Raw genomic sequence first — 24,443 nt, 5'->3', positions numbered from 1 at the left:
GGTCAGTAAAAGGTAAATAAGGCCTGAATGGCCGTTATCAGCAGCCTTCCCAAACTCTTTTCACCCAAACGGGTGAAGAAAGCCCGAATACCCTTCTGGTCTACTTCTTTCGTTGACAAAAATTAACGTTCGGGAGAGCAGAATGGAACTGAATAAATTAACACTGGCGGTACTTGCCGCGACTTCTATGACTCTGGTTGGCTGTGGTGGCGGTTCGTCATCTTCCAGTGATGATGAAACCGGTGACGACATCGTTACGCCTGATCCTCTTGCGGTGTATACCGATACAGCATGGTCTTTAGGTGCGGATGAGCTGGTTGGCCTTACTTACCCTCAGAATGCGACAAACGGTGACATGGTTGCGCTTAAGCGTTCGACCGGCTCTGACGACAGCATCTCCCACACCTTGATGGTAGCGCCTGCAGCAACAAAAGAATTTGTAGCAGTTGAGGGCGTAGCACTCGAAAAAGACTACTACCGTGATGTTCTGGCGTTGCCTGTGTCTGGTACTGTCGAAGGCGAAGAAATCGACACTGTTCTGATTGCGACTTGCGGATACGAAGAAGCCAGCGTAATTGAAGGTGGAGAAGCTCTTGATGGCGGCGAGGGCGGCGGAGCCAGCGCTCAAGCGGTTGCCATTGAAGAAGAAACTCAGACTCCAGCAAGCCTGGAGATCTATCTGGCCGGTACAGACATCAGCGCATCGCTGGATATTAACGATGAGACCAAGAGTAACTTCTTCCTGGTTGACTGCCATTCGCTCGGCGGTCTATCGGCATCTGACCTGAGTGACGAGGAAACGCCAGCCTATGAGATTGATTTCTTTATTACTGGTAAGGATAGCACTGGTGAAGTCGCAGTTTTTAAAGCCAGCCTGATTTACGATTATGAGAACAATGAAGTAACTGAAAGTGACTTTACTGTGTTGGATGCTGACGCTGGTATTATTGTGACGGCAGTTGAAGAAGATCCTGAAGATGATTTCCTGGTTGCCATGACTGTTGAGGACAACACCTATCTTTTGAGTGCGCTGGAATCGGAAGGCATTGAACTGAATAATGATGGTAATCCATTTACATCTGATACTGAAAATGGGGTAGTTATCCTGGACCTGGTATACAGCGGCGAAAGCTTACTTGCTGTTTCAGCAGATGCCGGTCTCGCCGGTGCGGACTTCAATGGAGGTGAGTACGTATTGCTGAGCGGTGGTGATTTCACCCGATGCGTTGATCAGCTGGCTGTAAACGGCACAACGGTGTGGTGCCACGACTCTACTGACGAAGGCAAGCTCATTGAGTTTACGGCACCAACAGTACCGCAGTCTGACGTAGTCGAGGAAACTCCGGAAGAGTCTCCAGTGAGAGCAGTGTCTCCTGCTGCCTCTTCTTACAAAGCAAGTAAAGAAGAAGCCGAGCAGATTAAGGCGGAACTCGAAGGCGCTGGTGCTGAAGTCGAAGTGAAATAATCACTGACATTACTCATTCTTACCACACTCTTTTAGCCCTCTTTTCAGGGGGCTTTTTTGTCCTTTGATAGAGGTCAAGCTATGAATCTTAAGTTTCATATTTCACCTGTTTAGGTGAAGTAGTCACCAGAGTAGTCGTTTACTATTGATTCGTGCTTAAAGGTATACTCGTTAGAGCATTTGGAAGCTGAAGGTAAGGCAGATCGCCCAGTGCCAGTGTCTGAACAATGATCAGGGGTATAATCCGGTAATAGAATCATGTAGGCCTCTTCGGGTGTCAGAAGCAAAGTGATGTTAAGGAGTAATCGCGTTGGCAGGACTTCTAAAGAAACTTAAAAATGAGTTTCTCCCTCCTATAAGTGAACACCCGTTGGCGGAAGACCTGCAGTGGGAAAGGCACAACCTTTTTATGGCGGAAGTCGGTTCCCGGATGGTTGGGTCGGTCATTGTGGCCTGTATTGTTGGCTTGATGTTTTATTCATCGGCGACAGCTAATGCGCTCCTCACCTGGTTCTCTGGTATTCTTTTTGTTGCTATCAACTCCTGGGTACTGATACGTTGGCATTATCGCTCAGACCATGAAAATCGTTCTTTAAGTTACGTCCGTACCTGGCATTGGGTAAACCTCTATCTCTCTGTGATATGGGGAATATTCTGGGCGCTGACCCCGTTTTTATTCTTTCCTGATGCCAGTCAGATTCAGATACTTTCTTTGCTGCTACTTGTGGTAGTTGCCTCATCGATGCCATCAGTCACTATGGGATGTTACCCTGATATTTATATTACATTTCTTACCCCTGTTTTTTTCAGTTTCAGTTGGCATCTTCTATCCGTGGACTTTGGTGGTGAAATACTGCCACTTATAATCGCGCCGCTCACCTGGATGATGTTGGTGCTGTTCAGTATCGTGATTCATCGAACCCATATGGAGTCCATTATTCTGCGCCTGGAGCATCGTAACGCCCAGGAGTTAGCGGATGAGCGGACAGCTGCGAAAACACGCTTTATTGCTGTCGCCAGCCACGACCTTCGTCAGCCAGTGCAGGCTGCTCGTTTATACGCAGAAGCCATGCTGTCCAATCCTGATATGCGCAGTCAGGAAACGTCTGAAAAGCTGGTAAGAAGCTTATCTTCTGCAAGTCATCTGCTGGACAGACTGCTGGATATTTCCAAGCTGGATGCTGGCGTACTGGAAGTAAATCGCCAGACGGTGCGTGTTCAGAAAGTATTAAATGAAATATCCGCCGTTCACTCGGTACATGCGATAGAAAAGGGAATTCAATTGCGTGTTCAGGGCGAACAATGCATTGTTTCTGCAGACAAAAGCATTCTGATTGAAATCCTCGATAATGTGATTGGTAATGCCGTCAGGTATACGGACCATGGAGAGGTAACCGTGTCGGCGCATGCTTCAGGGGGCACTGTCTGCCTGACAGTAAAAGATACTGGGCAGGGAATTCCAAAGGCTAAACAGGCCATTGTATTCGAAGAGTTTGTGCAGCTGGATTCTGGCCCGGAGACGGTTACCGGGAATGCCGGTATGGGGCTCGGGCTGCCGATTGTTAAGCGCCTGTGCGAATTACACGCCATTCCTTTTGAATTCGAGTCTGATGTAGGGGTGGGCACGTCTTTCCGGTTCTATTTACCCCGTGCATCTGATGATAGTGCGAATTCCACGGAAGATAGTACGATCAAAGATCAGTCACAGTTACGTATTCTGGTGATCGATGATGAACCTCAGATCACTGATTCTCTGTCTATGATTCTGGTCGCCGCCGGACATGACGTTGAAGTTGCTAATAACATGCAACAACTTAAGCAGGTGCTCAGATCGGGCCGTTTTATCCCTCAGCTGGTTCTCTCAGATGACAGGCTGCCGGGTAATCTTGCGTCCGGTGATATGATTGAAGAGGTTAATTCTCATCTGGGAAGACCCATCCCCGCGATCATTATGACTGGTAATACATCACCCGAGAGAATTCAGGCACTTAAAAGCAGCGGATATCCAATACTGTTCAAACCCGTAAGCAATACAGAAATCATGTCTGCTATTACGCAGTTAGATATTTCTTAAGGATAGCGCCAGGTAAAGAGTCTCCTGAGCTCAGAGCCCGAGTGACCTTGCTTTGTTAAGGCACTCGATACGACTGCTGACATTGAGTGTGTCGTACATAAGACGGACATGGGTTTTGATCGTGTTCGGGCTCAGAAATAACATGTCAGCAATTTCGCTATTGCTCATGCCTGACTTCATTAACGTAAGAATGGCTTGCTGCCGTGGCGATAGCGGGTTCTCGTTAATTGTCTTACCGGTTGGCGCATCACGGAACTCCGCCGGGTAGTAGCCCCCTTCGACGACGGCGATAATGGCTTCCTTTACTTCAGTTATGCTCTCGGACTTTCGTAAAAAGCCGCGAGCACCGGCCGCTTTAATCTCTGCCATATTGTGTGGCGTGAGATTACCAGAGCAGACCAGTACAGGTATCTCAAGACCATGCTGAGAAAGTATTTTCAGCATGTCTGTGCCCCCCATACCTTCCATTTCGAGGTCGAGAATAATCAGGTCAGGCTTTTCGGACTTCAGTTGTTCGAGAGCAGGGCGGGCGTCAGGGAAGACGCGGACGGTACAGTTGTGGCCAAAACCCTCGATAATATTCTTCAAGGCTTCAGCAAACATCTGATGATCATCGACAAGATAAAACAGCATCGGATTCTACAGCTGGAGTGCGTTTACGAAGATTACCACAACCTCAGGTAAGTCAGAGTGTCTTATGACGACCATTTCTGGCAAAGATCCATCCAGGCCTGTATACCTGCACTCTGATATTTCTGTTTATGTAATATCAGGTACAGTCGGCGATGAAGGTCACGCTCAGGTGTCTGGATACGTACCAGGCGTCCGCTTTGAAGTTCATCCTCCAGCGTCATTAAAGACAGGCAACCAACACCGAGGTTTTCCTGCACCGCGCGTTTAATTGCCTCCGTGTGCTGTAACTCCAGCGCAATATTCATCTCAGGAAGCAGGCCGCGCATTGCCCGATTAAACGCCTGCCGCGTACCTGAACCATTTTCACGAAGAATCCAGGACGCCGCCATCAGTTGCTGATCGGTGACTGTGTCAGAAGTGGCTAACTCATGTTCAGGGCTGCAGAATACTGTCAGCTCATCACTACGCCAGGGTTTTATATCCAGATGAGGGTGCTGAAATTCGCCCTCGATCATACCGACGTCCAGTTCAAAATTCAGAACGCGCTCGGCGATGTGTTCAGTATTCTCAACGTCCAGCGTAATCGGAGCATCCGGATGGAGGCTCATGTACTCCGCGACCATCTGCACAGCGAGATAATTGCCGATGGATAAGGTTGCCCCGATATTGAGTGGGCCGGCATCTGCATTGTTCAGAAGACTCTGCTCCAGATCATCGGCCATCCCCATCAGGCGTTCGGCTGCCGGGCGAAGTTGCTTACCGCGATCACTCAACTGCAGGCGTTTGCCAACCCGGTCGAACAAGAGTACGTCGAACTGGGTTTCCAAATCTTTCAGAGCACTGCTCGCCGCACTTTGGGACATGTTCAGTTCAGTCGCTGCGCGGGTCAGGTTGCCAGCTTGTGCGATCGCGAGGAAGACTTCGAGTTGCCGCAATGTGTATCTCATTGTTATACGTCCGGGAATACTTTGATCGGTATATTCGATTAATTATATCAAAATAAGTTGTTTTATCGAATTTTGTAGTAGGCGTAACCTGTGGTCATTCTTTGAGCAATTAGCTCAGCATCTTTCAGAAACAACGGAGTCGCCAACATGAGCAACCTGATTCGTGAAACAGTTACGAGCGTACATCATTGGAATGACACACTGTTCAGCTTCACTACCACCCGTAATCAGGGACTGCGTTTTAAGAATGGTCATTTCACTATGATCGGGCTTGAGGTTGAAGATAAGCCACTGCTCAGAGCTTACAGTATCGCCAGCGCGAACTACGAAGAAGAGATGGAGTTTTTCTCAATTAAGGTTCAGGACGGCCCTCTGACCAAGCACCTGCAGAAACTGTCTGTCGGTGATGAGATCCTGGTGGGAACCAAGCCAGTGGGTACCCTGATTACAGATAACCTTCTGCCGGGTAAGAACCTTTATCTGTTGAGCACGGGAACGGGGCTGGCGCCGTTTATGAGCATCATTAAAGACCTCGATGTGTATGAGCAATACGATAAGGTCATTCTGACTCACGGTGTTCGTTACGTATCTGAGCTGGCTTATCAGGACCGTATTGAAAACGAACTGCCTAACAACGAGTACTTCGGGGACATCGTGCAGGAGAAGTTAATTTACTACCCGACTGTGACCCGGGAAGAATACCGCAATACCGGACGCCTGACGGATCTGATCCGCAGTGGCAAGCTGGCAGCGGATATAGGCCTTGAGGACATCGATCCTGAGAATGACCGCTTTATGCTGTGTGGCAGCCCGGCGATGCTCGATGAGCTGACCGACATGCTAGACGAGCTGGGCTTTACAGAAGCCCGCGGCGGGCACGCTGGTCATTACGTTATCGAGCGTGCATTCGTCGAGAAGTAAGTGAAAAGTAGTCTCTGGTAATGAGTAATTCTTAGCTGAGGTTTACCCACACTGGCATTAAAACTGCTGCATAGCTTCTATATTGTAAGAAGTGTCGGAAAAGCGACGCTTTTCTACCGGAAATTGTCGGGAGATTGACTATGCCAGTGCACGGTACTGTAGAAGCTGTGATGGACACCCTTGAAGGGGCAAAAGACGTAGCCAGGGCAATCCGCCAGTCGGGTTACCTGCTGGAAAAAAGTGACCTCAAGCGATTACTGGCTGATCTGACAGCCTCGGTGTCGGAAGCAAAGATGGAATTGTCTCTGCTTCAGGATGTGATCGAAGAAAAAGATGCTGAATTGATTCGGATGCATGAGGCGATTGTCTATCGTGGCAACCTGAAGCGTCGCGGTGACGGTTATTATAAAACGCTCGATGGACGGCCATTCGGTCAGCCGTACTGCTCCTACTGCTGGGAAAAGGACAGTCAGCTGTTTCACCTTCATAACAAGATACTCTCGCGTGATACCAGAACCTGTCCGCACTGCAAAAATGAATTTCAGGCTGTGCGGACACCATTCCTCGAAGCTGCTCATGTGGCCTGATCAGGCGCCTCCAGGCGATTCGTGGTAGTCTTGCCTGCTAGAAGATTACCAACCTGAAGGCTCCTGTTATGACGATTCTGAGAAGCGCTCTTGTAGCGTGCATTGCTGTTTGCGCGATCAATGTCCATTCTGCTGAAACAGCTCCAGCACAGCAGGAAAGGGAGCCAATCGTCCGTAAGGATATTCCTGCTGGTATTAAAACTGAGACCATGGAAGTTCAGGTTGTCTCGGAAGATGAATTCCCCGACGAGGCTAAAAACTTACCCACCTTGATCGATAAAGTTCGCACTGAGATGCTGGCTTCTGAAAACCCCTATGTTCTTTTGCCTCATCGCCCCAACTACTTTCTGCCACTGACCTGGCAGGCCAGGCCCAGCAACGACGAACTTGAGCGTGCTATTAACCAGTACGCTGATGAAAACGTTCCGCTTGAAGAGGGCTATGACCATCTGGAGGCTATTGTACAGTTAAGCCTCAAATACATTATTGCGGAAGATGTACTCGGAAACTTCAGTCGCATTGAATTGGGTTATACCAACCGTTCATTCTGGCAAGTATATAACAGTGATATCTCCCGGCCTTTCCGGGAGACTAACCACGAACCTGAATTGATGGTTAGCTGGATGCTGAAAGATAAAATCGTAGATTATGTACGTTTGTCACTGAATCATCAGTCCAATGGACAGACCAGCACCTTGTCACGAAGCTGGAACCGGATTATCGCAGAAACGGCATTTATCGTAGGGAGTGGTGTGATCAGTCCAAAGGTCTGGTGGCGTATTCCGGAAGGTAAAGAGGCTGACCCTGCAGACCCCAAAGACAACGACAATCCTGATATCGACGATTATCTGGGGTACGGGGAACTCAACTATGTGAAGCTGATGCAGAAGCATCAGTTCTCCATCATGGTGCGGAATAACCTCGACTTTTCTGAAAATCGCGGCGCTGTAGAGCTTGGTTACAGCTTTCCGCTGACCAAGAAAATCAAAGGTTATGCTCAATACTTCAATGGTTATGGCGAAAGCCTGATCGACTACGATCGTTATCAGGAGCGATTCGGTATCGGGATCAAACTGACCGACTGGTTCTGATATGTTGACGCTCGGACTTATCATCAATCCATTTGCCGGCATTGGCGGGGCTGTGGGCCTTAAGGGCAGTGACGGCCCGGAAATCGTCGAAGAGGCATTCCGTCGCGGTGCAACTCAGCGGGCCTGTATTCGTGCCCGAGTCGCATTAGAACTACTACTTCCTTATGCCGGTCAGATTCAGTTTCTGTCATGCCCGGGAGAGATGGGACAGACATTACTGGATGAAATGAACTTCCAGTATCACCTGATCGATTTCGAGCCTGCAGTGCCATCTACTGCGGCCGACACCATCACTGCTGCCAGACACATTGCTGAGGCGAAGCCGGACGTTCTGGTATTCGCGGGAGGTGATGGTACTGCCCGCGATATCTATGGTGTGATTGGCGACCGCGTACCGGTTCTGGGGATTCCTGCGGGCGTAAAAATTCATTCTGGTGTATACGGAATATCGCCGAGTGCGAGTGGCGAAGTGCTGCAGCGACTGGTTAAAGGACAATTAGTCGATATCCGTGACGCAGAGGTCAGAGACCTTGATGAGGATGCATTTCGCCAAGATCAGGTTCGGGCGCGGCAATATGGTGAAATGCGTGTCGTTCAGAGCGGGCATTTTGTGCAGTCGGTAAAACAGGGCGGTACCGAGTCAGAAGAACTGGTGCTGGCCGATATTGCAGCGCATGTCATCGAAGAGATGGAGCCGGGAGCACTGTACCTTTTTGGCTCCGGTAAAACGACCCAGGCAATTCTTGATGATCTTCACCTTGAATCGACGCTACTAGGCGTTGATGCGGTGGTGGATGAGCAGGTCATTGCCAGTGACCTGAGCGAGTCAGGTATTTGGGCGCTATTGCAGGAATACGAAGAAGCCTACGCGGTTGTCAGTGTCATGGGTGGGCAGGGCCATATTTTCGGTCGCGGAAATCAGCAATTCAGCCCACGTATTCTTACAGCTCTTGGAAAAGATCACTTTTACGTTGTAACGACCAAGACAAAACTGGTGGGGCTCGAGGGACGGCCGCTCGTAATTGATAGTGGTGACGTAGAACTTGACCGTCGTTGGGCGGGAACCCAGACGGTGATCACGGGATATCACGATCAGGTGGTTTATCCCATCATCTGACACAGAGTGAGCTTGAAGAAAGTAAGCCTGATGACATTGTCAGACTCTCGCGACGATGACAAGATATCGCCTTATGAGAGATTGCCAGCCGCTGGCCAAAATTAAAAACAGGAAAGAATTAATAATGCGTAAAGGTGGAAAGTACTACAGTCCGGCAACCAAAATGATTCACTGGTTGATGGCGATTATCATCATTGGCCTGCTGGTCGTGGGGACACTGCTTGAGAATATGGCCAATGGCCCAGAGAAGTTTGAATTGATGGACTTGCATAAGTCAGTGGGTGTTCTTGCGCTGCTTCTCTTTTTCTTGCGTATTCCGTTGCGGATTATTAATCCGGTCAGACCTGTGAGTGGTGTGCCGAAGAGTACACAAATGGTAGCTGGCGCGGTGAAAGGTTTGCTTTATCTTTCAATGTTGTTGATGCCTGTGAGCGGTATCCTGATGAGTCAGTCTGCAGGCTATCCCGTGGCTATGTTTGGTTGGGAAATCCCCACCCTGATCGCAGAAAATGAACAGATCAATGAAATTGCAGGCTTGACCCACGGTATTGTTTCAAAAGTACTGATGGCTCTCATTGCTCTGCATATATTAGGTGCGCTTTACCACCACTTTATCCGTCGGGATGAAACGCTACGTCGTATGATTCGCGACTGAGACTATGTTCTGCGGCCTTCTGATATCACTCATGTCTGGCAGATATCGAAGGCCGCCGGTGCAAAGGACTACAAATCTCTAGAGCGTAAAGCGACTGATTTTCTGCGCCAGCTCTTTTGAAAGTCCACTGAGCACATTCCCTTCGTGTTCTGCTTTTGATGCTTCTTCACTGCACTGCTGTGTCAGACCATTGATTTTGTGAATATTCTGGCTGATTTCAGCCGCGACCTGACTCTGCTGTTCTGCCGCTGTGGCTACCTGAGTATTTACATCATTGATACTGAGCATCACTTCTGAAATGCGATCCAGAATGGCCGCTGATTCGGTCGTTTTTTCAATGCCAAAGGTAGACTGAGCCTGTGACCGTTCCACTGTGTCGACGACTTGTGTTGTCCCAGAGCGGAACTGCTCAAGCGTACTGCGGATCGATTCGGTAGATTCCTGGGTACGGCTGGCAAGCGTACGCACCTCATCAGCTACCACGGCAAAGCCCCGGCCTTGTTCACCGGCGCGGGCGGCTTCAATCGCAGCGTTGAGTGCAAGCAGGTTTGTCTGTTCGGCAATTCCGTTAATGACACCAAGAATTTCTGCAATGCTCTCGCTGTCTTTCTGGAGTTGTTGGGCAGCAGCGGAAGTGTTTGTGATGTCCTTGCTCAGACTTTGGATAGCATCCCGTGCCTCATCCGCAATCTTCTTACCCTTGCTGATGTCCTTACCCACTGACGTAACAGCATCAGCAGCATCTGATGCATTACGTGCTACCTGATGCACTGTCTGAGACATTTCGTCGATGCAGGTTACTGCACTCTGTAGCTCCTGCTCCTGCTCGTCAGTCACGGTATTAAGGGAGGTTGTGATTGATCGGAGTGCCATAGCGGCTTCGTCCACCGTGCTGGACGAACGTAACACCTGGTTAATGGTTTCACGGAGACTGGTGATAAGGTGATTGAACGAGGTCGACATCTGCCCCAGTTCATCAGTTGAACCATGGGTGACAGTCTGCGATAGATCCAGGTCTTTCGATATATGCTGAATGCGCTCAGTGATGCTGATCACCGGTTTGCAGATGCTGTTTGAGATCAGCTTAGTAATGGCGAATATAACGGCGATGATCAGGGCAAAGGTAATAAACAGTGCCTGATAGGTCGTGCTGAGCAGCTGGCTCGCTTCATTATTGGTCGCCGTAGCCATTGCGTCCAGGCTATCCTCGGACGCACTGACAGACTGACGCATTTCTCCAGACACACCTGAGTCAGCACTGAGTCCAATTTCTTTCAGTTTATCGGCCAGCGATAAGAAGTCCTTTCTGTACTTCTCCATAAGTGGAACCGATGCATTAAAACCACGCTCTCTCAGCATGGGGATAGTGTCATTAACGCGGTCAGTAAAGCGATCGATGTACTTGGCATCCAGACGCAGCATGAAGTCTTTCTCGTGGCGCCGGAGCATCAACATCTGGTAGAGCAGCTCGTAGTCGTTTCCTTCTTTCAATGACTCTTCAACCTGATGCGCCGCATCGCGCAGGCTACCATAGAGCCCTGTTTTGGGGGTCAGTCCTGCTTCTGTTCTCAGTGCCGCTAAGGCATTAAATGATGCGACGTAATCATTTACTGATTGTTGTAGGCCGTCGACGCCGGAAACATTCATACCCTGAGTCTGCATGTCAGCCTTCAGTTTGTTGAGGCTCTCTGTCAGAGATGACGCAGTGCTGGCGTGCTTATCAAGGTAGGCAGGATCGAGCCGTGCTAAAAAGTCCTTCTCATGGCGCCTGAGTGTGAGCACACCTTTCTCCACATCAGAGATGTCCTGGCGTACCTCTCCGAGGTGCTCAATTGAGGAGAGTTGCATACTGGTGATCAGGCCAAGCACGATGAGCCCCACGAGCGTCACGGCGACGATCAGGTTGTGCTTAGCCTTAATAGATAAGTGGTTGAACATTGCTACTACCTCATACTGACTTGCATTCAGTGTAGCAGTGGCCTGAAAGGCTGCCTGATTTTTGCTCAGGGTGTCAGTTCAGTCGGGCGGGATTGGCTGGTTACCCGCCAGAATCAAAGCTCAATGGGGATAGGCTGTTTCTTTTCAATCAGCTCGATTTTGTAGCCGTCCGGGTCCTGCACAAAGGCAATGACCGTGCTGCCACCTTTGACGGGGCCCGCTTCACGGGTCACGGTACCACCGGCGTTGCGGATGGCTTCACAGGTATCTGCTGCATCATCGACTTCTATTGCGATATGACCGTAACCTGTGCCCAGATCGTACTCTGATTCGTCCCAGTTGTAGGTCAGCTCAAGAACAGCGCCTTCTTTCTCCGGTTGGTAGCCCACGAACGCCAGGGTGTAGCGGTACTGCTCGTTGTCGCTCTTTCGCAGCAGCTGCATACCCATTACTTCGGTATAGAAGCTGATCGAGCGATCGAGGTCGCCTACGCGCAGCATAGTGTGCAGTATTCTCATTATCTCTCTCCTTTATCCGGGTTATCTCTGACTGGGCTGCATCTGGTAGGGGTGCTAGTGTCAGTCAGACGTCTTCTGTTTGAATTCACACAGATCTTCGATGATGCAAGACCCGCACTTCGGTTTGCGTGCAACGCAGGTGTATCGCCCATGAAGAATCAACCAGTGATGAGCATCCATCAGAAACTCTTTCGGGACCAGTCGCATCAGTCTCGCTTCAACTTCATCCACATTCTTACCGGGAGCAATCTTAGTGCGGTTCGATACCCGGAAAATATGGGTATCGACGGCCATAGCTGGCTGTCGGAAGGCCGTGTTCAGTACGACATTGGCTGTCTTTCGTCCGACACCGGGCAGAGCCACGAGTTCGTCGCGCGTTTGAGGAACGTCACCTCCATGGCGCTCAAGCAGGAGCTCGGCCATTTTGACGACATTCTTCGCTTTGCTGTTAAACAGACCGATGGTTTTGATGTATTCCTTCAGGCCTTCTTCACCGAGAGCTAGAATCTGGGCGGGCGTATTTGCCACGGGAAACAACTTCCGTGTCGCTTTGTTTACGCTTACGTCGGTAGCTTGTGCCGACAGGGTCACGGCAACAAGCAATTCATAGGGAGAGGTGTACTCCAGTTCAGTTTCCGGATTCGGATTCTCGTTTCTGAGCCGGGTAAAGATTTCGATACGTTTGTCTTTATTCATAGTCATCACATCAGGTTGCAATACCATGATACCAGTTGCAGCCAGTAGAAAGGAAAAAGCCCTGCCTCCGGGGAGAGAGCAGGGCTTAGTGGTGATCGACAGGCTTACTTTTCGTTATTCAGCGGCTGTTATTTTTATTTTCGCCGGCTGTGCCTATTCTCTACATCTTATTGACGTGGTGTTTCCAACCGCGTTTGGAATGGTTTCTCGCTGGCTGGTATTTATAGGTTAGTCAGTAAAATAGGTAACGAAAGGCGATTTCGTGCAAATACACAAAATATACGTTCAGTGATTACATTGCAGTAACGCTGATTACGTTTGGGCTAAAAATGCAGGGTAAGAAGGTTGTCCGGGCAGGCCTGCCCGGACAAGTGGAGCTTGAACGGTATCAGTTGTTCGCGTGAAGCTCTTCATTCAGAGCGATAGCGCTCTTATTGGTCACGCACTGAACGGCGCCTGTAATAGAGTCACGACGGAACAGCAGGTCTGACTTACCCGCCAGGTCACGTCCTTTAACGGTTTCAACGATGTTCTTCTGATCGTCGAGTACCTGAATCTTGGTGCCAGCGGTCACGTACAGGCCTGCTTCGACAGTGCAGCGATCACCCAGAGGGATACCGATACCGGCGTTGGCACCCAACAGGCACTTCTCGCCAACAGAAATAATGATGTTACCACCACCAGACAGAGTACCCATCGTAGAGCAGCCGCCGCCCAGATCAGAGCCGTCACCAACAACGACGCCCGCAGAGATACGACCTTCAACCATAGAAACACCCATGGTGCCCGCATTAAAGTTAACGAAACCTTCGTGCATGATGGTCGTGCCTTCACCGATGTAGGCACCAAGACGAACGCGAGCAGTGTGCGCAATGCGTACGCCGGCAGGCACCACGTAATCGGTCATGCGTGGGAACTTATCTATACTGTTTACTGACAGCAGTTCACCATCGAGTCGAGCCTGCAGCTGAGCATCAGCCAGCTCATTCAGGTCGATAGCGCCTTTGTTAGTCCAGGCAACGTTTGGCAGCAGACCGAAGATTCCCGCTAGATTGACGCCATGTGGCTTAACCAGACGGTGAGAGAGCAGGTGGAGCTTCAGGTAAACTTCCGGGGTGGATGATGCCTGATCGTCAGACTCCAGAATGGTCACAACCACTGGACGCTTGCTTTCAGTGCATGCGCGCGCGAGTTTAGCTTGCTCGCTATCGGCGCCTTCAACGGCAGATGCAAAAGTGCTTAGCTGGTCAGAATTCACGCTGATTGCTTCGTTGCCACCGGTGTAGCCCAGTGCGGAGCGAGCAGCTTCAACGATGCCGTCAGCTGGATTCAGCAGAGGCTTCTGGTAGTAAACCTCGAGCCATTCACCTTTACTGTTGTGGGTACCAACACCAATGGCGATTGCGAATGTGGTCATGAGTATTCCTCAAGTAGTCGTTTAAATGTTGTTATTTCAGGCGGGCTTCGTAGTCGTCTGCTTTGAAGCCAAGCACAAGCTCACTGCCAGTATCAAGAAGTGGGCGCTTTATGATTGAAGGGTTGTCGAGTATGACTGCTTTCGCCGTGGTGTTATCCATCGCTTCACGGGTGCTTTCATCAAGCTTTCGCCAGGTTGTTCCGCGACGGTTGATCACCGCTTCCCAGCCTAGTTCATCGAGCCATGTATCCAGCTTGTCCGCCGGGACTCCTTCTTTTTTGTAGTCATGAAAGTGGTAGTCGATACCTGCGTCAGCCAGCCACTTAAGAGCTTTCTTCATGGTGTCGCAGTTTTTGATACCGTAAATCGTCAGCACGGAGTATCCCTTATTCATGTCTTAAATCGGTGCGGATGATACCAGAATGGGCAGGCTCGTTCAGCAGGTGCTGTGCTTTGCTGGGCCAACCTGACAGGGGTGATTGTTCACAGTGCTTTTATTGGATGAATCTCGGCTTGCAGAGCTTTGGGGGCGGTCTACGCTTATAGCCAAAGAGGAGTCTTGCTTATGTCGCTGATCAAGAGCTTGAGCATTCGTGCAAAACTGATGTTATTAATCGTGCCGCTATTGGCTGCTCTGGTGTTGACTGATGTTCGTTTATTGCAGTCGATGAGTGCGCGAATTGCAAGCTTCAGTCACATCGAAGTGCTTGTAACCTTGACTCAGCTCAATAGTAATCTTGCACATGAAATGCAAAAAGAGCGGGGCATGTCTGCGGGTTATCTTGGGAGTGGCGGGAGTTCCTTCGCACAGGCGATTGTTAAGCAGCGTCAGCTCGTGGATGCCCGCCGGGCCGATTGGGAAGCCTATATTCGTGACCATTCGTTGAAAGATTATCCAGGGGTTCAGCAAGAGATTAAGGCGGCGGAAAAACGCCTGGAACGCCTGGCTTCCGTAAGAAAATCTGTCACAGACCAATCGGTCGAGCTCGGTGAGGTACTTAAGTTCTACACCGGCACCATTGCACATCTTCTGAGTGTACCTGCGCAAGCTGCGCATTATTCGGAGGATGCAAAGGCTACGCTTGATCTCTCCGCTTATTATTCATTCCTCCAGGGCAAAGAGCGAGCGGGTATCGAGAGAGCGGTGCTTAGTAACGCATTTGGTGCAGATCAGTTTAATGGTGCTCTGTACTCACGCTTTGTGCACCTGGTTGCTGAACAAGAGAGTCACTTTCGTGAGTTTGCCGCTTTCACTGATGATGATGGGGCGACATTGTGGGAGCGGTTCAATGTCAGTGCAGAAGTTGTTGCAGTCCAGAAGTATCGTGATATCGCCCACAGGCAGTCTGGCACCGGTGGTTTTGGGGTGAAGGCAGCTGATTGGTTTGCAGCGTCAACAGCGCGTATTAATAAATTGAAAGAGGTCGAAGATACCCTGTCAGCCGCGCTCATCAGCAACGCAAAAGCAGGTGGTACTCTGGCTCAGAGTGAATTTGTAGGTATGCTGACTATCGCAGTTGCTGTTATTGCGGTATCGATTTTGCTGGTTTGGCTCGTCGTCGCAATGCTGGTTAACCAGATCAGGGAAGTCGTGCAGGGGTTGAAGCGGGTTTCAGACAACCTGCAACTTGATGTGCCGGCTATGATTCATACGGATGATGAACTCGGCGAGGCAGCGAGAGCCTTTAACAGCATGCAGGCACAGATTGCGGATATGATCCATTCAATCGACAGCACATCGAAACAACTGTCTTTGATCGCTATTCAGAACCACGCGACGATCTCACTAAGTACCAAAGGTATGAAACAGCAACAGACAGAGACTGAATCTGTTGTCGAGTCCGTCGGCCAGCTTGAGATCGCAGCTCGGGATATTGCGGTGAATATTCACAATATGTCTGAGCAGACTGATTCTGCCGATACGACGATCGGGAAAAGCGTCGGTGTTGTCCAAGAGAGTGTTGGCAAGATCGCCAGTCTGGATGAAACGATGACTTCGGTCGCGGGTGTGATTCGCGAATTGCACGGTCGTAGTGAGTCTATCGGCAGCGTGTTGAGTGTGATCAAGGCGATTGCAGAGCAAACTAATCTACTGGCACTTAACGCAGCTATCGAAGCTGCAAGGGCGGGCGAGCAGGGGCGTGGTTTCGCTGTTGTTGCTGATGAGGTCCGCAGCCTGGCTCAGAGAACACAGGAATCGACGTATGAGATTGAGCAAATCGTCAGTCAGTTCCAGTCGCAGACTCAGGAAGCGTTTAAAGCCGTTGAGGGCTCAAAAGATGTTGTTACAGGAGCCGTGTCACTGTCCGGTACGCTCAGTCAGGAGTTGTCGATGATCCGTGATGCAGTGGCTGGTATTCGGGATATGTCAGACCAGATCGCCGCCGCCGCTGAAGAGCAGGTGCAGACCAATGGAGAGGTATCGACGCGCACGAGAAATATCTTCAATATATCGCGTCATACCGCTGCAACAGGTAATTTCATGCGTAAAACCGCAGAAGAGCAGCGCGCTCTGGCCCGGACATTACAGGATCAGGCCGAGCGGTTCGAATTATAGGCGATAGCTTCGCTTCTGAGCCGACTCAAGCAGTGAGTCGGCGGAGTTCCCTTCGTTGTGCTCTTCCTGAAATACCGACCACCAATCGGTAATCTTACCGTTTTCATAGATGGCGATATGGCCAAACTGACGAAACACCGACTCGCTTTGTGTCGGTCTCAGGAAAATATAGTCATCTTCTTCGATCTTCGTATCCTTCGGAAACCCATACAGTTCCTGATTACTGGACCGGCCATGAAGACGAACCTGTTCCGTTTCCCTTGGGTAGACAGGTTTTGCAAGCCAGTTACCGCCGTAGATAAAAGCCCCTTGAGATGGAAGGAAGCCAGTCCAGCGGAGAACTGCCGACACAGCAGGTGATAGAGGAATCTCTGGGCGATCTACCTTCTTCAGAACAGGCGCGGCTATGTAGGCTGCGGCAATATGATGCTCCAGGGTATCAACATCGTAGTTCTTGGGTTTAACCAATGCAGAGCCAGCCGCGATCTCTGATACAAAGCTGTTGTCGGTATACATGGTGTAGGTTGAGCTGCCGCCAGTATTGAGCGTCAGGTCTTTGAGGGCATCGTTTCCCAACTCTGTTTCTACCGCCTGAAGAAAGTTGCTATATCGCCCCCGGGCATCTGCAAACGCACGCCGGGCGCCACCGAGAATAGCTGGAATGTGTGGGATATGAGCCTCGTAGCCCATTAAGCCGGTCAGTATCAGGTGGTCTGAGTTCTGAATTATCCGTAAAGCTTCGGTGAATTCACTGCTGCTCCGGAAGCCACCCCGATGCATACCTACGTCGATTTCCAGGCTGACCCTGATGGTCAGATTGTTCTCCCGGGCAAACTGGCCGTATTGAGCTAACCGGCGAGGGCTATCTATCAGCCACTGCAGTTGAAGATCCGGAGAGAAGCACATACTGCTGGTTTGCTTTTTATGCCAGTTATAGAAATGGCGTGCTGCGCGAATGGGAAGGGGTTTTCCCATCAGAATGTCGGCAGACGGAATCTGATTCACGATTTGCAGCAGAAAGGGTAGATGGAAGCACATCAGTCTTTGACTGCCAGTGCGCCGCATAATGTACTGAAGCAGTGGAATTGAGGGTAACGACTTAGTGACAAGGCGATAGTCGAACCCTTTATTCAGTACGTCGATAAGGTGGTCAATATTTCTATCCAGACGTTCCTTATCCAGTACTAGGGTCGGCGTGCAGATCTCAGCCTCATGCAAGGCCTCGGTCAGCGCCGTAAAATACAAGTCGTTCATTGCTCGCCTGGGCCAGACGGCCACTTTTTATTGCTATTTTATTTTTATTATTACTAATGCATCGGCAATGTTGCCAAACTGGTAACATCATATCCGGCCATTGTTGAAATAGCCAGTTTACCGCGAACGACTGGTCAGAGAGTCAGAAGAAGAGTCCGGCCTCAAGTTGGGCTTCTTCGGTCATCATGTCGCGGCTCCAGGGCGGGTCAAAGACCAGTTCAACATTGACAGAAGCGACATTAGGAACTTTTGCGACACGGTATTTCACATCAGAAACCAGAACGGGCCCCATACCGCAGGTAGGGGCTGTCAGTGTCATGCGGATATTGACGTCGGTACCCTCGATATCGATACCGTAGATCAGCCCGAGATCGAGAAGGTTGATCGGAATTTCAGGATCGAAGATGGTGCGAAGAGCCTGCTCAATCTGTTCTTTGTGAACCTGACCGTCACCTGGGTCATCGAAGGTGATGCTCTCAGACTCAAGCCCAAGCGCAGCCGCATCTGTACCATCGACGCGCATCATATTGCCGTTCACCGTCACCGTATAATTACCACCCAATGCCTGATTGATGGTGACGAAGGTACCGGCGCTGATTGTCGTCGGCGTGCCGGACGGCACCATGCGAGCAGGACAATTATCGTTGGCAACCACCATTCGACGTTCAATAGACATGGATTCAACCTGTGATCTGGATAAAACGCGTATTCTAACAGGATTGGCGATACTTTATTCACTCAGTTAGCACACGGGAACTGAGTTTGTAGAGTTGTCCGACGAGGGGAAGCAGTTTAAGCTGGCAGAGTTTACAGGGTGGTGGGCTGGAGCCCTGCCACGAGCGACAAGGACAGCTACTACATGATTATCCTTCCCGTTGAGCGGCGCCTGAACTGGAGTCACCCGCCGATTGTTCTGATCGGTATCATCCTTCTGAATATCCTCGTATTTTTTCTCTATCAGAGCGGCGATACCGAACGTTATATCAAGGCAATTACTGCGTACAACGAGTCGGGGTACCTTGAAGATGAATGGCCACACTACCAGACTTATCTGGAACAACAGGGCGACATTGAGCACCTCGAAGAGCTGCGGGCATATCATGAAGACGACATGATTTTTCCGGTCGCAACTGCGGTTGTGACAGACAGGGGGTTCTATAAATACCTTGAAGCGAACGGCCCCTCGTTGTTTTACCCGAGCTTTTATTACGAGTGGGTTGATCGCCGCTCTGAGATCAATGAGCAGATAGACAGTATCAGTAGTGTGCGTTTTGGTGTGAAGCCGAACGACCTCTCGGTGATTGACCTTTTCATGTATCAGTTTCTCCACGGTGATTTTATGCACCTGATGGGGAACATGATGTTTCTGATGATTTGTGGCTTTGTCGTTGAAGCCGTTCTCGGGCACCTGTCTTTTCTTGGGCTGTATCTGCTCGGCGGTATTGTGGCTGGTATTTCACATGCAGCGGTGGATTTCACTTCAGAACAACCTTTGGTCGGTGCTTCGGGCTCATTGTCGGCGGTAATGGCAATGTATCTGATTATTTATCGATGGCAGACTATTCGCTTCTTTTATTGGTTCTATTTGATCGTTGGTTACTTCCGGGCACCAGCGATGATTCTTCTGCCGGTGTATATCGGCAAAGAGCTGATCAGCTTTTATTCAGACCCTGACAGTAACGTCGCCTTTATGGCTCATGCTGGTGGTTTTGTTGCTGGTGCATTGTCTGTTGGGGCGCTGGCTCTGATTCGCCCTGAGTTACTTAAATTCGAATACATCGAAACGCCTGAAGATGATACCGAACCTTATCGTCAGCAACTTGCGGAGATATACGCTGCCATTGAGAAGTATCGCTTTGATACTGCTCAGCATCGTATAGAGCAGGCAATTGCGACCTATGGTGAGGAGTTTGAATTACTGCTACTTCAGTACAACCTGCTTAAATTACGCAGAAATAAGACCTGGCTTGCGAGCCTGAAAAAAGTTCTGCGCTACGAAGATACCTCAGACGAAGAATTAATCCGCCAACGCGATATATGGGCAGATATCCGGCCTTACCTTAAGCATATTGATTCAGAAACGTTGGCGATCTGTGGCTCAAATTTCTCTCACTTAGAGGATCTCAGTTTCTCAGAAGAGATCTTTTCTCTATTGAAAAAGCGCAACGCAAAATCATCTGAATTAAGCCGGGTGGCGATCAGTCTGGCCAAAGCACACAGCCGTCAGAATCGGGCAGACAAGCAACAATATTATGTCAGCGTTGCTGAACAACTGGCGATGGGGGCATAAATGAAGTATTGCAAATATCATCCTACCGAAGCCGCCACCTGGTACTGTACTCATTGCGACAGTCGGGTATGTGATACCTGCACCCAGGAGTCTGAAAGGGGGGAGGACCGCTACTGCTGCAAATGTGGCGCGACGCTCGAGTCACTGGGATCAGCGTACACGGCTGAACCCTTCTGGGAACGACTCTCTGAAACCTTCCGGTATCCGCTCACTGTACCGGTTATGACTCTGATAGTTGTACTGTCTGCTATCAGCGGTGTTCTGTTCTTTGTGCCTATCGTAGGTGCTGTGGCAGGGTTGATCTCGGCGGGTATTCTCACCAAGTACAGCTTTCAATGCCTGGAAGAGACGGCTGCGGGAAATATGTCTCCGCCCGACCTGAGCGAAGCCTTCTCGGGTGGCATCGTGATTATTTTCAAAATGATTGGTTTGATTATCCTGATTACCGCAGGTGGGATCGGCTCATACCATTATTTGGGTGCAGGGATTACCGGGCTACTTGGCGCCTTGGTTGTGCTCAGTATTCCCGCCTTTCTGATTAATTTTGCGTTAACCGATCGCGTACTGGCTTCGTTTGCGCCACAGAATATATTACGTATTGTCAGTGCTGTTGGTTTACCGTACGGTATTCTGATTGGCCTTCTTTTATTGATGAGTTCGTCTGTGGGTTTGCTTTCTTACATGGTCTTCTCTGGATTCGAGTGGGCGAGCATGATTCTTCAGTCAGTCATTTCTAATTTCTATATGGTGGTTATCTTTCACCTTCTCGGCTACGTGGTTTTCCAGTATCAGGAAAAGCTTGGTTTTTACGCGCGAGCACAGACGGGGGATGCTCCGATATATCGTAGCGAAGTAGAGCGTAGCCGGGCGAAGATCAGTGTTCTGACCAAGGAAGGCGACTATGAGGGCGTCAATCGCTTGTACAAGAAAACACTGGATCGTCATGGACAAGACCTGTCGTTCAATGATGAATATTTCGAATTTTTAACGGCTACCAGAAACAAAGAAGACCTGCCTGAGTTTGCTAACGATTACATGGCTTACAAGCTACATAAAGGACACCAGGCCCAGCTTAAGCGAATTTATAACCAGACCCGCAGCGTGATTTCTGACTTCAAACCGACAAGCCACGAAGTGCGATTCACTCTCGCACAGGATTACGCTTCATTTGGGGATTACCCGGCCGTAATTCGACTGGTGAATGGTATGCATCAGGACTGCTCAGATAATCAGCTATTGATTAAAGCCTATTCGTTGATGCATGAAGCGCTACAGGCGCTTGAAAAAGAAGAGATGGCGTCACGGTGTAAGAAACTGCTTAACCGGCTGGAGGCTCAAGCCGTTTAAGCAGGGCAGCTCAACTGAGCCTCAGACGCTGAAACTTTCACCGCAGCCACACAGGTCTTTGGCATTCGGGTTATTGAAGGTAATGGTGCTGTTCAGGCCTTCTTTGGTGAAGTCGATCACCGTGCCACGGACATAGGCACGGGCGTCTGCTGCAACGTAAAGGGTCACGTCGTCGGCTACCTGAATCGCATCGTCTTCTGACTTTTCATCATCAACGAATTCGACATCATATTTAAAGCCTGAACAGCCACTCTTTTTGACTGCAAGGCGAATACCTTTCATGTCTGGGTTTTTGCTCAGCTGCTTACGCACGTGTGCAATCGCTGCCTCCGTCATGGAGACTTCTGCTTTAGCATTTGGATCATAAGTCTCAATATTCATAGCCGGATCACCTTAGAGTAAAAACATTCTGGCTTTTTCAAGGCCAGCAAACAGGCGCTCAACATCGTCCATGGTGTTATAAAAACTGAACGAGGCACGAACTGTACCCGGCACCTTAAACTGGTTCATCAATGGCATCGCACAGTGATGGCCAGTGCGAACGGCAATGCCTTGCTGGTCGAGCAGAGTCCCGACGTCAGCAGGGTGTGCACCATCCAACAGGAAGCTGAATACGCTCGCTTTATGTGGTGCAGTACCGATTTTACGGATACCGCCAATCTCGTCGGCCAGTTCGTTGGCACGTACGAGCAGCGCATTCTCGTGTTGCTCAAGTGCTGCACGGTCCACGCCATTCAGATAACTAACCGCGGCAGCCAAACCGATGGCCCCAGCAATGTTGGGGGTGCCTGCTTCAAATTTAAAGGGCAGAACATTGTAGGTTGTACCATCGAAAGAGCAGTGCTCAATCATTTCACCTCCGCCTTGATAAGGCGGCATGGCATTCAGCAGTTCTTCTTTGCCGTACAGCACACCGATACCAGTCGGGCCGAACAGCTTATGACCAGAGAAGGCGTAGAAGTCGACATCGAGTGCCTGCACATCGACATCCCAGTGGGCAACGGCCTGGGCACCATCAACCAGTACTTTGGCACCTACATCGTGAGACATCTTAATAATGTCAGCGACGGGATTAATCGTGCCTAATGCGTTGGACACATGAACAACGCCCACTAGTTTTACCTTATCGTTGAGCATGGAAGTAAACGCTTCCATATCCAACTCGCCATTATCTTTTACCGGAATAGGACGAAGTGTTGCACCTGTCTGCTCACACAGCATCTGCCACGGAACGATGTTCGAGTGGTGCTCCATGCCTGACACGAGAATTTCGTCACCGGCCTTGATGTTCTGACGGCCCCAGGTCGCAGCAACCAGATTAATCGACTCGGTTGTGCCACGGGTCCAGACGACTTCTTCTGACTTGTTCGCGTTTAGAAACGCCTGCAGGGTTTTGCGTGCGTCTTCAAACTGTTGCGTAGCGCGATCACTCAGAGTGTGAGCGCCACGGTGAACATTCGAATTATTCAGGCGATAATAATCACTCAGCGCATCAATAACGCATTGCGGCTTTTGAGTGGTCGCGCCGTTATCGAGGTAAACCAGCGGCTTGCCGTTCACTTCCTGATGAAGTGCCGGGAATTGTGCACGGATGTCGTTAATCAGCGCCTGAGTCATTCTTACAGCTCTCCAGAGAGTTGAGCGGACAGATCGTCATCTCGACCAAAGCGTTTTGCCAACTGAGGGCGTAGCCAAAGGCCCAGCGCTTCATCGTTCAGACCATTCAGCAGTTCATTGATAAAACCAAAGCTCAGCATCACTTCAGCATCGGCGGCGCTGATACCACGGCTTTGCAGATAGAAGCGGGCTTTTTCTTCAAGCTGAGCGACGGTGGCACCGTGTGCACACTGAACGTCATCAGCGTAGATCTCAAGCTCAGGCTTGGTGTTGATCTCGGCGGTGTTTGTCAGCAGCAGGTTTTTGTTGCTCAGTTCAGCCAGCGTTTTCTGGGCATCCGGATGAATATGAATACGGCCGTTAAAAGTTGCTTTGGCTTTATCATTCATAATGCCGCGGAACACTTCGTCGGTCGTACAGTGCGCTGCTTTGTGCTCAACGCAGGTATGAAAATCAATGACCTGTTTGTTCTGCGGAACATAGACACCGTTCATTTCGCAGTGCGAACCGCCAACATTATGGTTCACGATAATGTCATTGCGGGTGAGGGCAGAACCCAGACCTAAGTGAAAACCTTCGTAACGTGCATCACGCTGAAGATCGATAAAAGTGCCACCAATATGAAACGTAGACTCTGCCATCAGTTGTAGGCGGTAATGCACCAGTTTTGCGTTATCGCCAACGCGGATTTCAGTCACTGCGTTGGTGAAATTATTCTGCTTACCATCAGCAGTATCATCACCTGCGTAGTGCTCGATGACAGTCGCTTCAGAACCCAGCTCGAGAGCGATCAATAAACGGGTATTAACGGTAAAAGGTGCATCGCCTGCGGTGTTGGCGTAAACAATGTGCAGTGGGTGCTCCAGGCGTTGGTTCTTCTCGACCAGAACAAACAAGCCATCGTTAATGCTGGCGTCATTGAGGTCGGCAAACAAATGTCCACGTTCACCTTTTACATTGCCTAATAGTTCACGAATAGCTTCCTGCTGTTCCGGGCGAGCGTCACGGAAACGAACCACAAGTTCGAGTGCAGCAGCGTCTGATGCGGCAGTATCGAGCTCGCCGTTAGCAACTACAAGGCGATTAGCCTGAAGACCCGGAACTACCGGTGCATGCGCCTGAGCGTGCGGAGCGCTATTGGCAAAGCCGGTTTCAGTCAGGTTATACAGTGAGGTGTATTTCCAGTCTTCGGTTTTACGTGTAGGCACAGTGGCTTCAGCGAAGGCCTGTTGGCCGCGCTCATTTGTTGATTCGAGCCATGCCAGTGGGCTGATGCCTTTTGCAAGTTCAAGCTGCTGGGCAATAAATTCAGCGGCCAT

General features: G+C 50.0%; 22 protein-coding genes and 1 pseudogene. 11 read left to right on the top strand and 12 right to left on the bottom strand.

What is annotated here, in order from left to right; all coding sequences use genetic code 11:
* The first annotated feature begins 142 nt into the window (after positions 1–142).
* Both AC5E51_RS02485 and AC5E51_RS02480 read left to right on the top strand, forming a co-directional pair.
* The gene (locus AC5E51_RS02485) at positions 143–1,465 is read left to right on the top strand and encodes a hypothetical protein (protein WP_491778052.1); all 1,323 of its coding nucleotides are present in this window, start codon (positions 143–145) and stop codon (positions 1,463–1,465) included.
* A gap of 310 nt (positions 1,466–1,775) precedes the next feature.
* Positions 1,776–3,539 (top strand): sensor histidine kinase, encoded by a 1,764-nt coding sequence (locus AC5E51_RS02480; RefSeq protein WP_491778051.1) that lies wholly within the window; start codon positions 1,776–1,778, stop codon positions 3,537–3,539.
* A gap of 30 nt (positions 3,540–3,569) precedes the next feature.
* On the opposite strand, the gene AC5E51_RS02475 is transcribed toward AC5E51_RS02480, so the two are convergent.
* Positions 3,570–4,172 carry a response regulator transcription factor gene (locus AC5E51_RS02475; protein ID WP_491778050.1) on the bottom strand — a complete coding sequence of 201 codons (603 nt, stop codon included), beginning with the start codon at positions 4,170–4,172 and terminating at the stop codon, positions 3,570–3,572.
* 62 nt (positions 4,173–4,234) lie between these two features.
* The gene (locus tag AC5E51_RS02470) at positions 4,235–5,119 is read right to left on the bottom strand and encodes a LysR family transcriptional regulator (protein WP_301387196.1); all 885 of its coding nucleotides are present in this window, start codon (positions 5,117–5,119) and stop codon (positions 4,235–4,237) included.
* A 147-nt stretch (positions 5,120–5,266) separates the two neighbouring features.
* Here AC5E51_RS02470 and AC5E51_RS02465 point away from each other — a divergent pair, with 147 nt between their 5' ends.
* The 5 genes from AC5E51_RS02465 to AC5E51_RS02445 all read left to right on the top strand — a co-directional run bounded on the left by AC5E51_RS02465 (position 5,267) and on the right by AC5E51_RS02445 (position 9,490).
* Positions 5,267–6,040 (top strand): ferredoxin--NADP reductase, encoded by a 774-nt coding sequence (locus AC5E51_RS02465; RefSeq protein ID WP_491223113.1) that lies wholly within the window; start codon positions 5,267–5,269, stop codon positions 6,038–6,040.
* 140 nt (positions 6,041–6,180) lie between these two features.
* Positions 6,181–6,627, top strand: a complete 447-nt coding sequence (locus AC5E51_RS02460) for a hypothetical protein (protein WP_301180221.1) — start codon at positions 6,181–6,183, stop codon at positions 6,625–6,627.
* A 68-nt stretch (positions 6,628–6,695) separates the two neighbouring features.
* Complete coding sequence (locus tag AC5E51_RS02455) at positions 6,696–7,718, top strand: phospholipase A (RefSeq protein ID WP_491227641.1); 1,023 nt, start codon at positions 6,696–6,698, stop codon at positions 7,716–7,718.
* 1 nt (position 7,719) lies between these two features.
* Entirely contained in the window at positions 7,720–8,835 is a 1,116-nt protein-coding gene (locus tag AC5E51_RS02450) for an ATP-NAD kinase family protein (protein ID WP_491778049.1), read from the top strand.
* Between the two features lie 124 nt (positions 8,836–8,959).
* A complete protein-coding gene (locus tag AC5E51_RS02445; RefSeq protein WP_297532247.1) occupies positions 8,960–9,490 on the top strand; it encodes a cytochrome b in 531 nt (176 codons plus the stop codon).
* Positions 9,491–9,568: 78 nt separating this feature from the next.
* Here the strand turns inward: AC5E51_RS02445 and AC5E51_RS02440 are convergent, their stop codons facing one another.
* The 5 genes from AC5E51_RS02440 to AC5E51_RS02420 form a co-directional block, all read right to left on the bottom strand.
* On the bottom strand, positions 9,569–11,428 hold the full coding sequence (locus AC5E51_RS02440) for a methyl-accepting chemotaxis protein (protein ID WP_491778048.1): 1,860 nt from the start codon (positions 11,426–11,428) through the stop codon (positions 9,569–9,571).
* 113 nt (positions 11,429–11,541) lie between these two features.
* Positions 11,542–11,946 carry a lactoylglutathione lyase gene (gloA, locus tag AC5E51_RS02435; RefSeq protein ID WP_301388619.1) on the bottom strand — a complete coding sequence of 135 codons (405 nt, stop codon included), beginning with the start codon at positions 11,944–11,946 and terminating at the stop codon, positions 11,542–11,544.
* A 60-nt stretch (positions 11,947–12,006) separates the two neighbouring features.
* Complete coding sequence (gene nth, locus AC5E51_RS02430) at positions 12,007–12,642, bottom strand: endonuclease III (protein WP_273091768.1); 636 nt, start codon at positions 12,640–12,642, stop codon at positions 12,007–12,009.
* Between the two features lie 388 nt (positions 12,643–13,030).
* Positions 13,031–14,059, bottom strand: coding sequence for a 2,3,4,5-tetrahydropyridine-2,6-dicarboxylate N-succinyltransferase (gene dapD / locus AC5E51_RS02425; protein WP_301377557.1), 1,029 nt, complete (start codon positions 14,057–14,059; stop codon positions 13,031–13,033).
* 31 nt (positions 14,060–14,090) lie between these two features.
* Complete coding sequence (locus AC5E51_RS02420; RefSeq protein WP_301391465.1) at positions 14,091–14,435, bottom strand: ArsC family reductase; 345 nt, start codon at positions 14,433–14,435, stop codon at positions 14,091–14,093.
* 189 nt (positions 14,436–14,624) lie between these two features.
* Between AC5E51_RS02420 and AC5E51_RS02415 the strand changes: the two genes are divergently transcribed.
* A complete protein-coding gene (locus AC5E51_RS02415) occupies positions 14,625–16,616 on the top strand; it encodes a methyl-accepting chemotaxis protein (RefSeq protein WP_301377553.1) in 1,992 nt (663 codons plus the stop codon).
* Here the strand turns inward: AC5E51_RS02415 and AC5E51_RS02410 are convergent.
* The gene (locus AC5E51_RS02410; protein WP_301377551.1) at positions 16,611–17,870 is read right to left on the bottom strand and encodes an alanine racemase; all 1,260 of its coding nucleotides are present in this window, start codon (positions 17,868–17,870) and stop codon (positions 16,611–16,613) included. The genes AC5E51_RS02415 and AC5E51_RS02410 overlap by 6 nt on opposite strands.
* Before the next feature lie 142 nt (positions 17,871–18,012).
* Positions 18,013–18,546, bottom strand: a complete 534-nt coding sequence (sufT, locus tag AC5E51_RS02405; RefSeq protein WP_068441277.1) for a putative Fe-S cluster assembly protein SufT — start codon at positions 18,544–18,546, stop codon at positions 18,013–18,015.
* Positions 18,547–18,729: 183 nt separating this feature from the next.
* Here sufT and AC5E51_RS02400 point away from each other — a divergent pair, with 183 nt between their 5' ends.
* From AC5E51_RS02400 to AC5E51_RS02390, 3 genes and pseudogenes are all read left to right on the top strand, one after another.
* Complete coding sequence (locus AC5E51_RS02400) at positions 18,730–20,160, top strand: rhomboid family intramembrane serine protease (RefSeq protein ID WP_491778047.1); 1,431 nt, start codon at positions 18,730–18,732, stop codon at positions 20,158–20,160.
* Positions 20,161–20,235, top strand: a pseudogene (locus AC5E51_RS02395) (B-box zinc finger protein); the annotation flags it as partial. It lies immediately after the preceding gene.
* Positions 20,236–20,382: 147 nt separating this feature from the next.
* Positions 20,383–21,507: a DUF4013 domain-containing protein gene (locus AC5E51_RS02390; protein ID WP_491778065.1), complete on the top strand. Its 1,125-nt coding sequence runs from the start codon at positions 20,383–20,385 to the stop codon at positions 21,505–21,507.
* Positions 21,508–21,528: 21 nt separating this feature from the next.
* Here AC5E51_RS02390 and AC5E51_RS02385 read toward each other — a convergent pair whose 3' ends face one another.
* The 3 genes from AC5E51_RS02385 to sufD are packed head-to-tail and all read right to left on the bottom strand — an operon-like array spanning position 21,529 to position 24,443.
* The gene (locus AC5E51_RS02385) at positions 21,529–21,888 is read right to left on the bottom strand and encodes a HesB/IscA family protein (RefSeq protein WP_068434652.1); all 360 of its coding nucleotides are present in this window, start codon (positions 21,886–21,888) and stop codon (positions 21,529–21,531) included.
* 12 nt (positions 21,889–21,900) lie between these two features.
* Positions 21,901–23,124: an aminotransferase class V-fold PLP-dependent enzyme gene (locus AC5E51_RS02380; RefSeq protein ID WP_068441271.1), complete on the bottom strand. Its 1,224-nt coding sequence runs from the start codon at positions 23,122–23,124 to the stop codon at positions 21,901–21,903.
* Positions 23,125–23,126: 2 nt separating this feature from the next.
* Positions 23,127–24,443, bottom strand: coding sequence for a Fe-S cluster assembly protein SufD (sufD, locus tag AC5E51_RS02375; protein WP_491778046.1), 1,317 nt, complete (start codon positions 24,441–24,443; stop codon positions 23,127–23,129).

The organism is Thalassolituus sp., assembly GCF_984348125.1.
The sequence above is the reverse complement of the archived record's forward strand: the minus strand, read 5'-3'. Positions and strand labels throughout refer to the sequence as shown.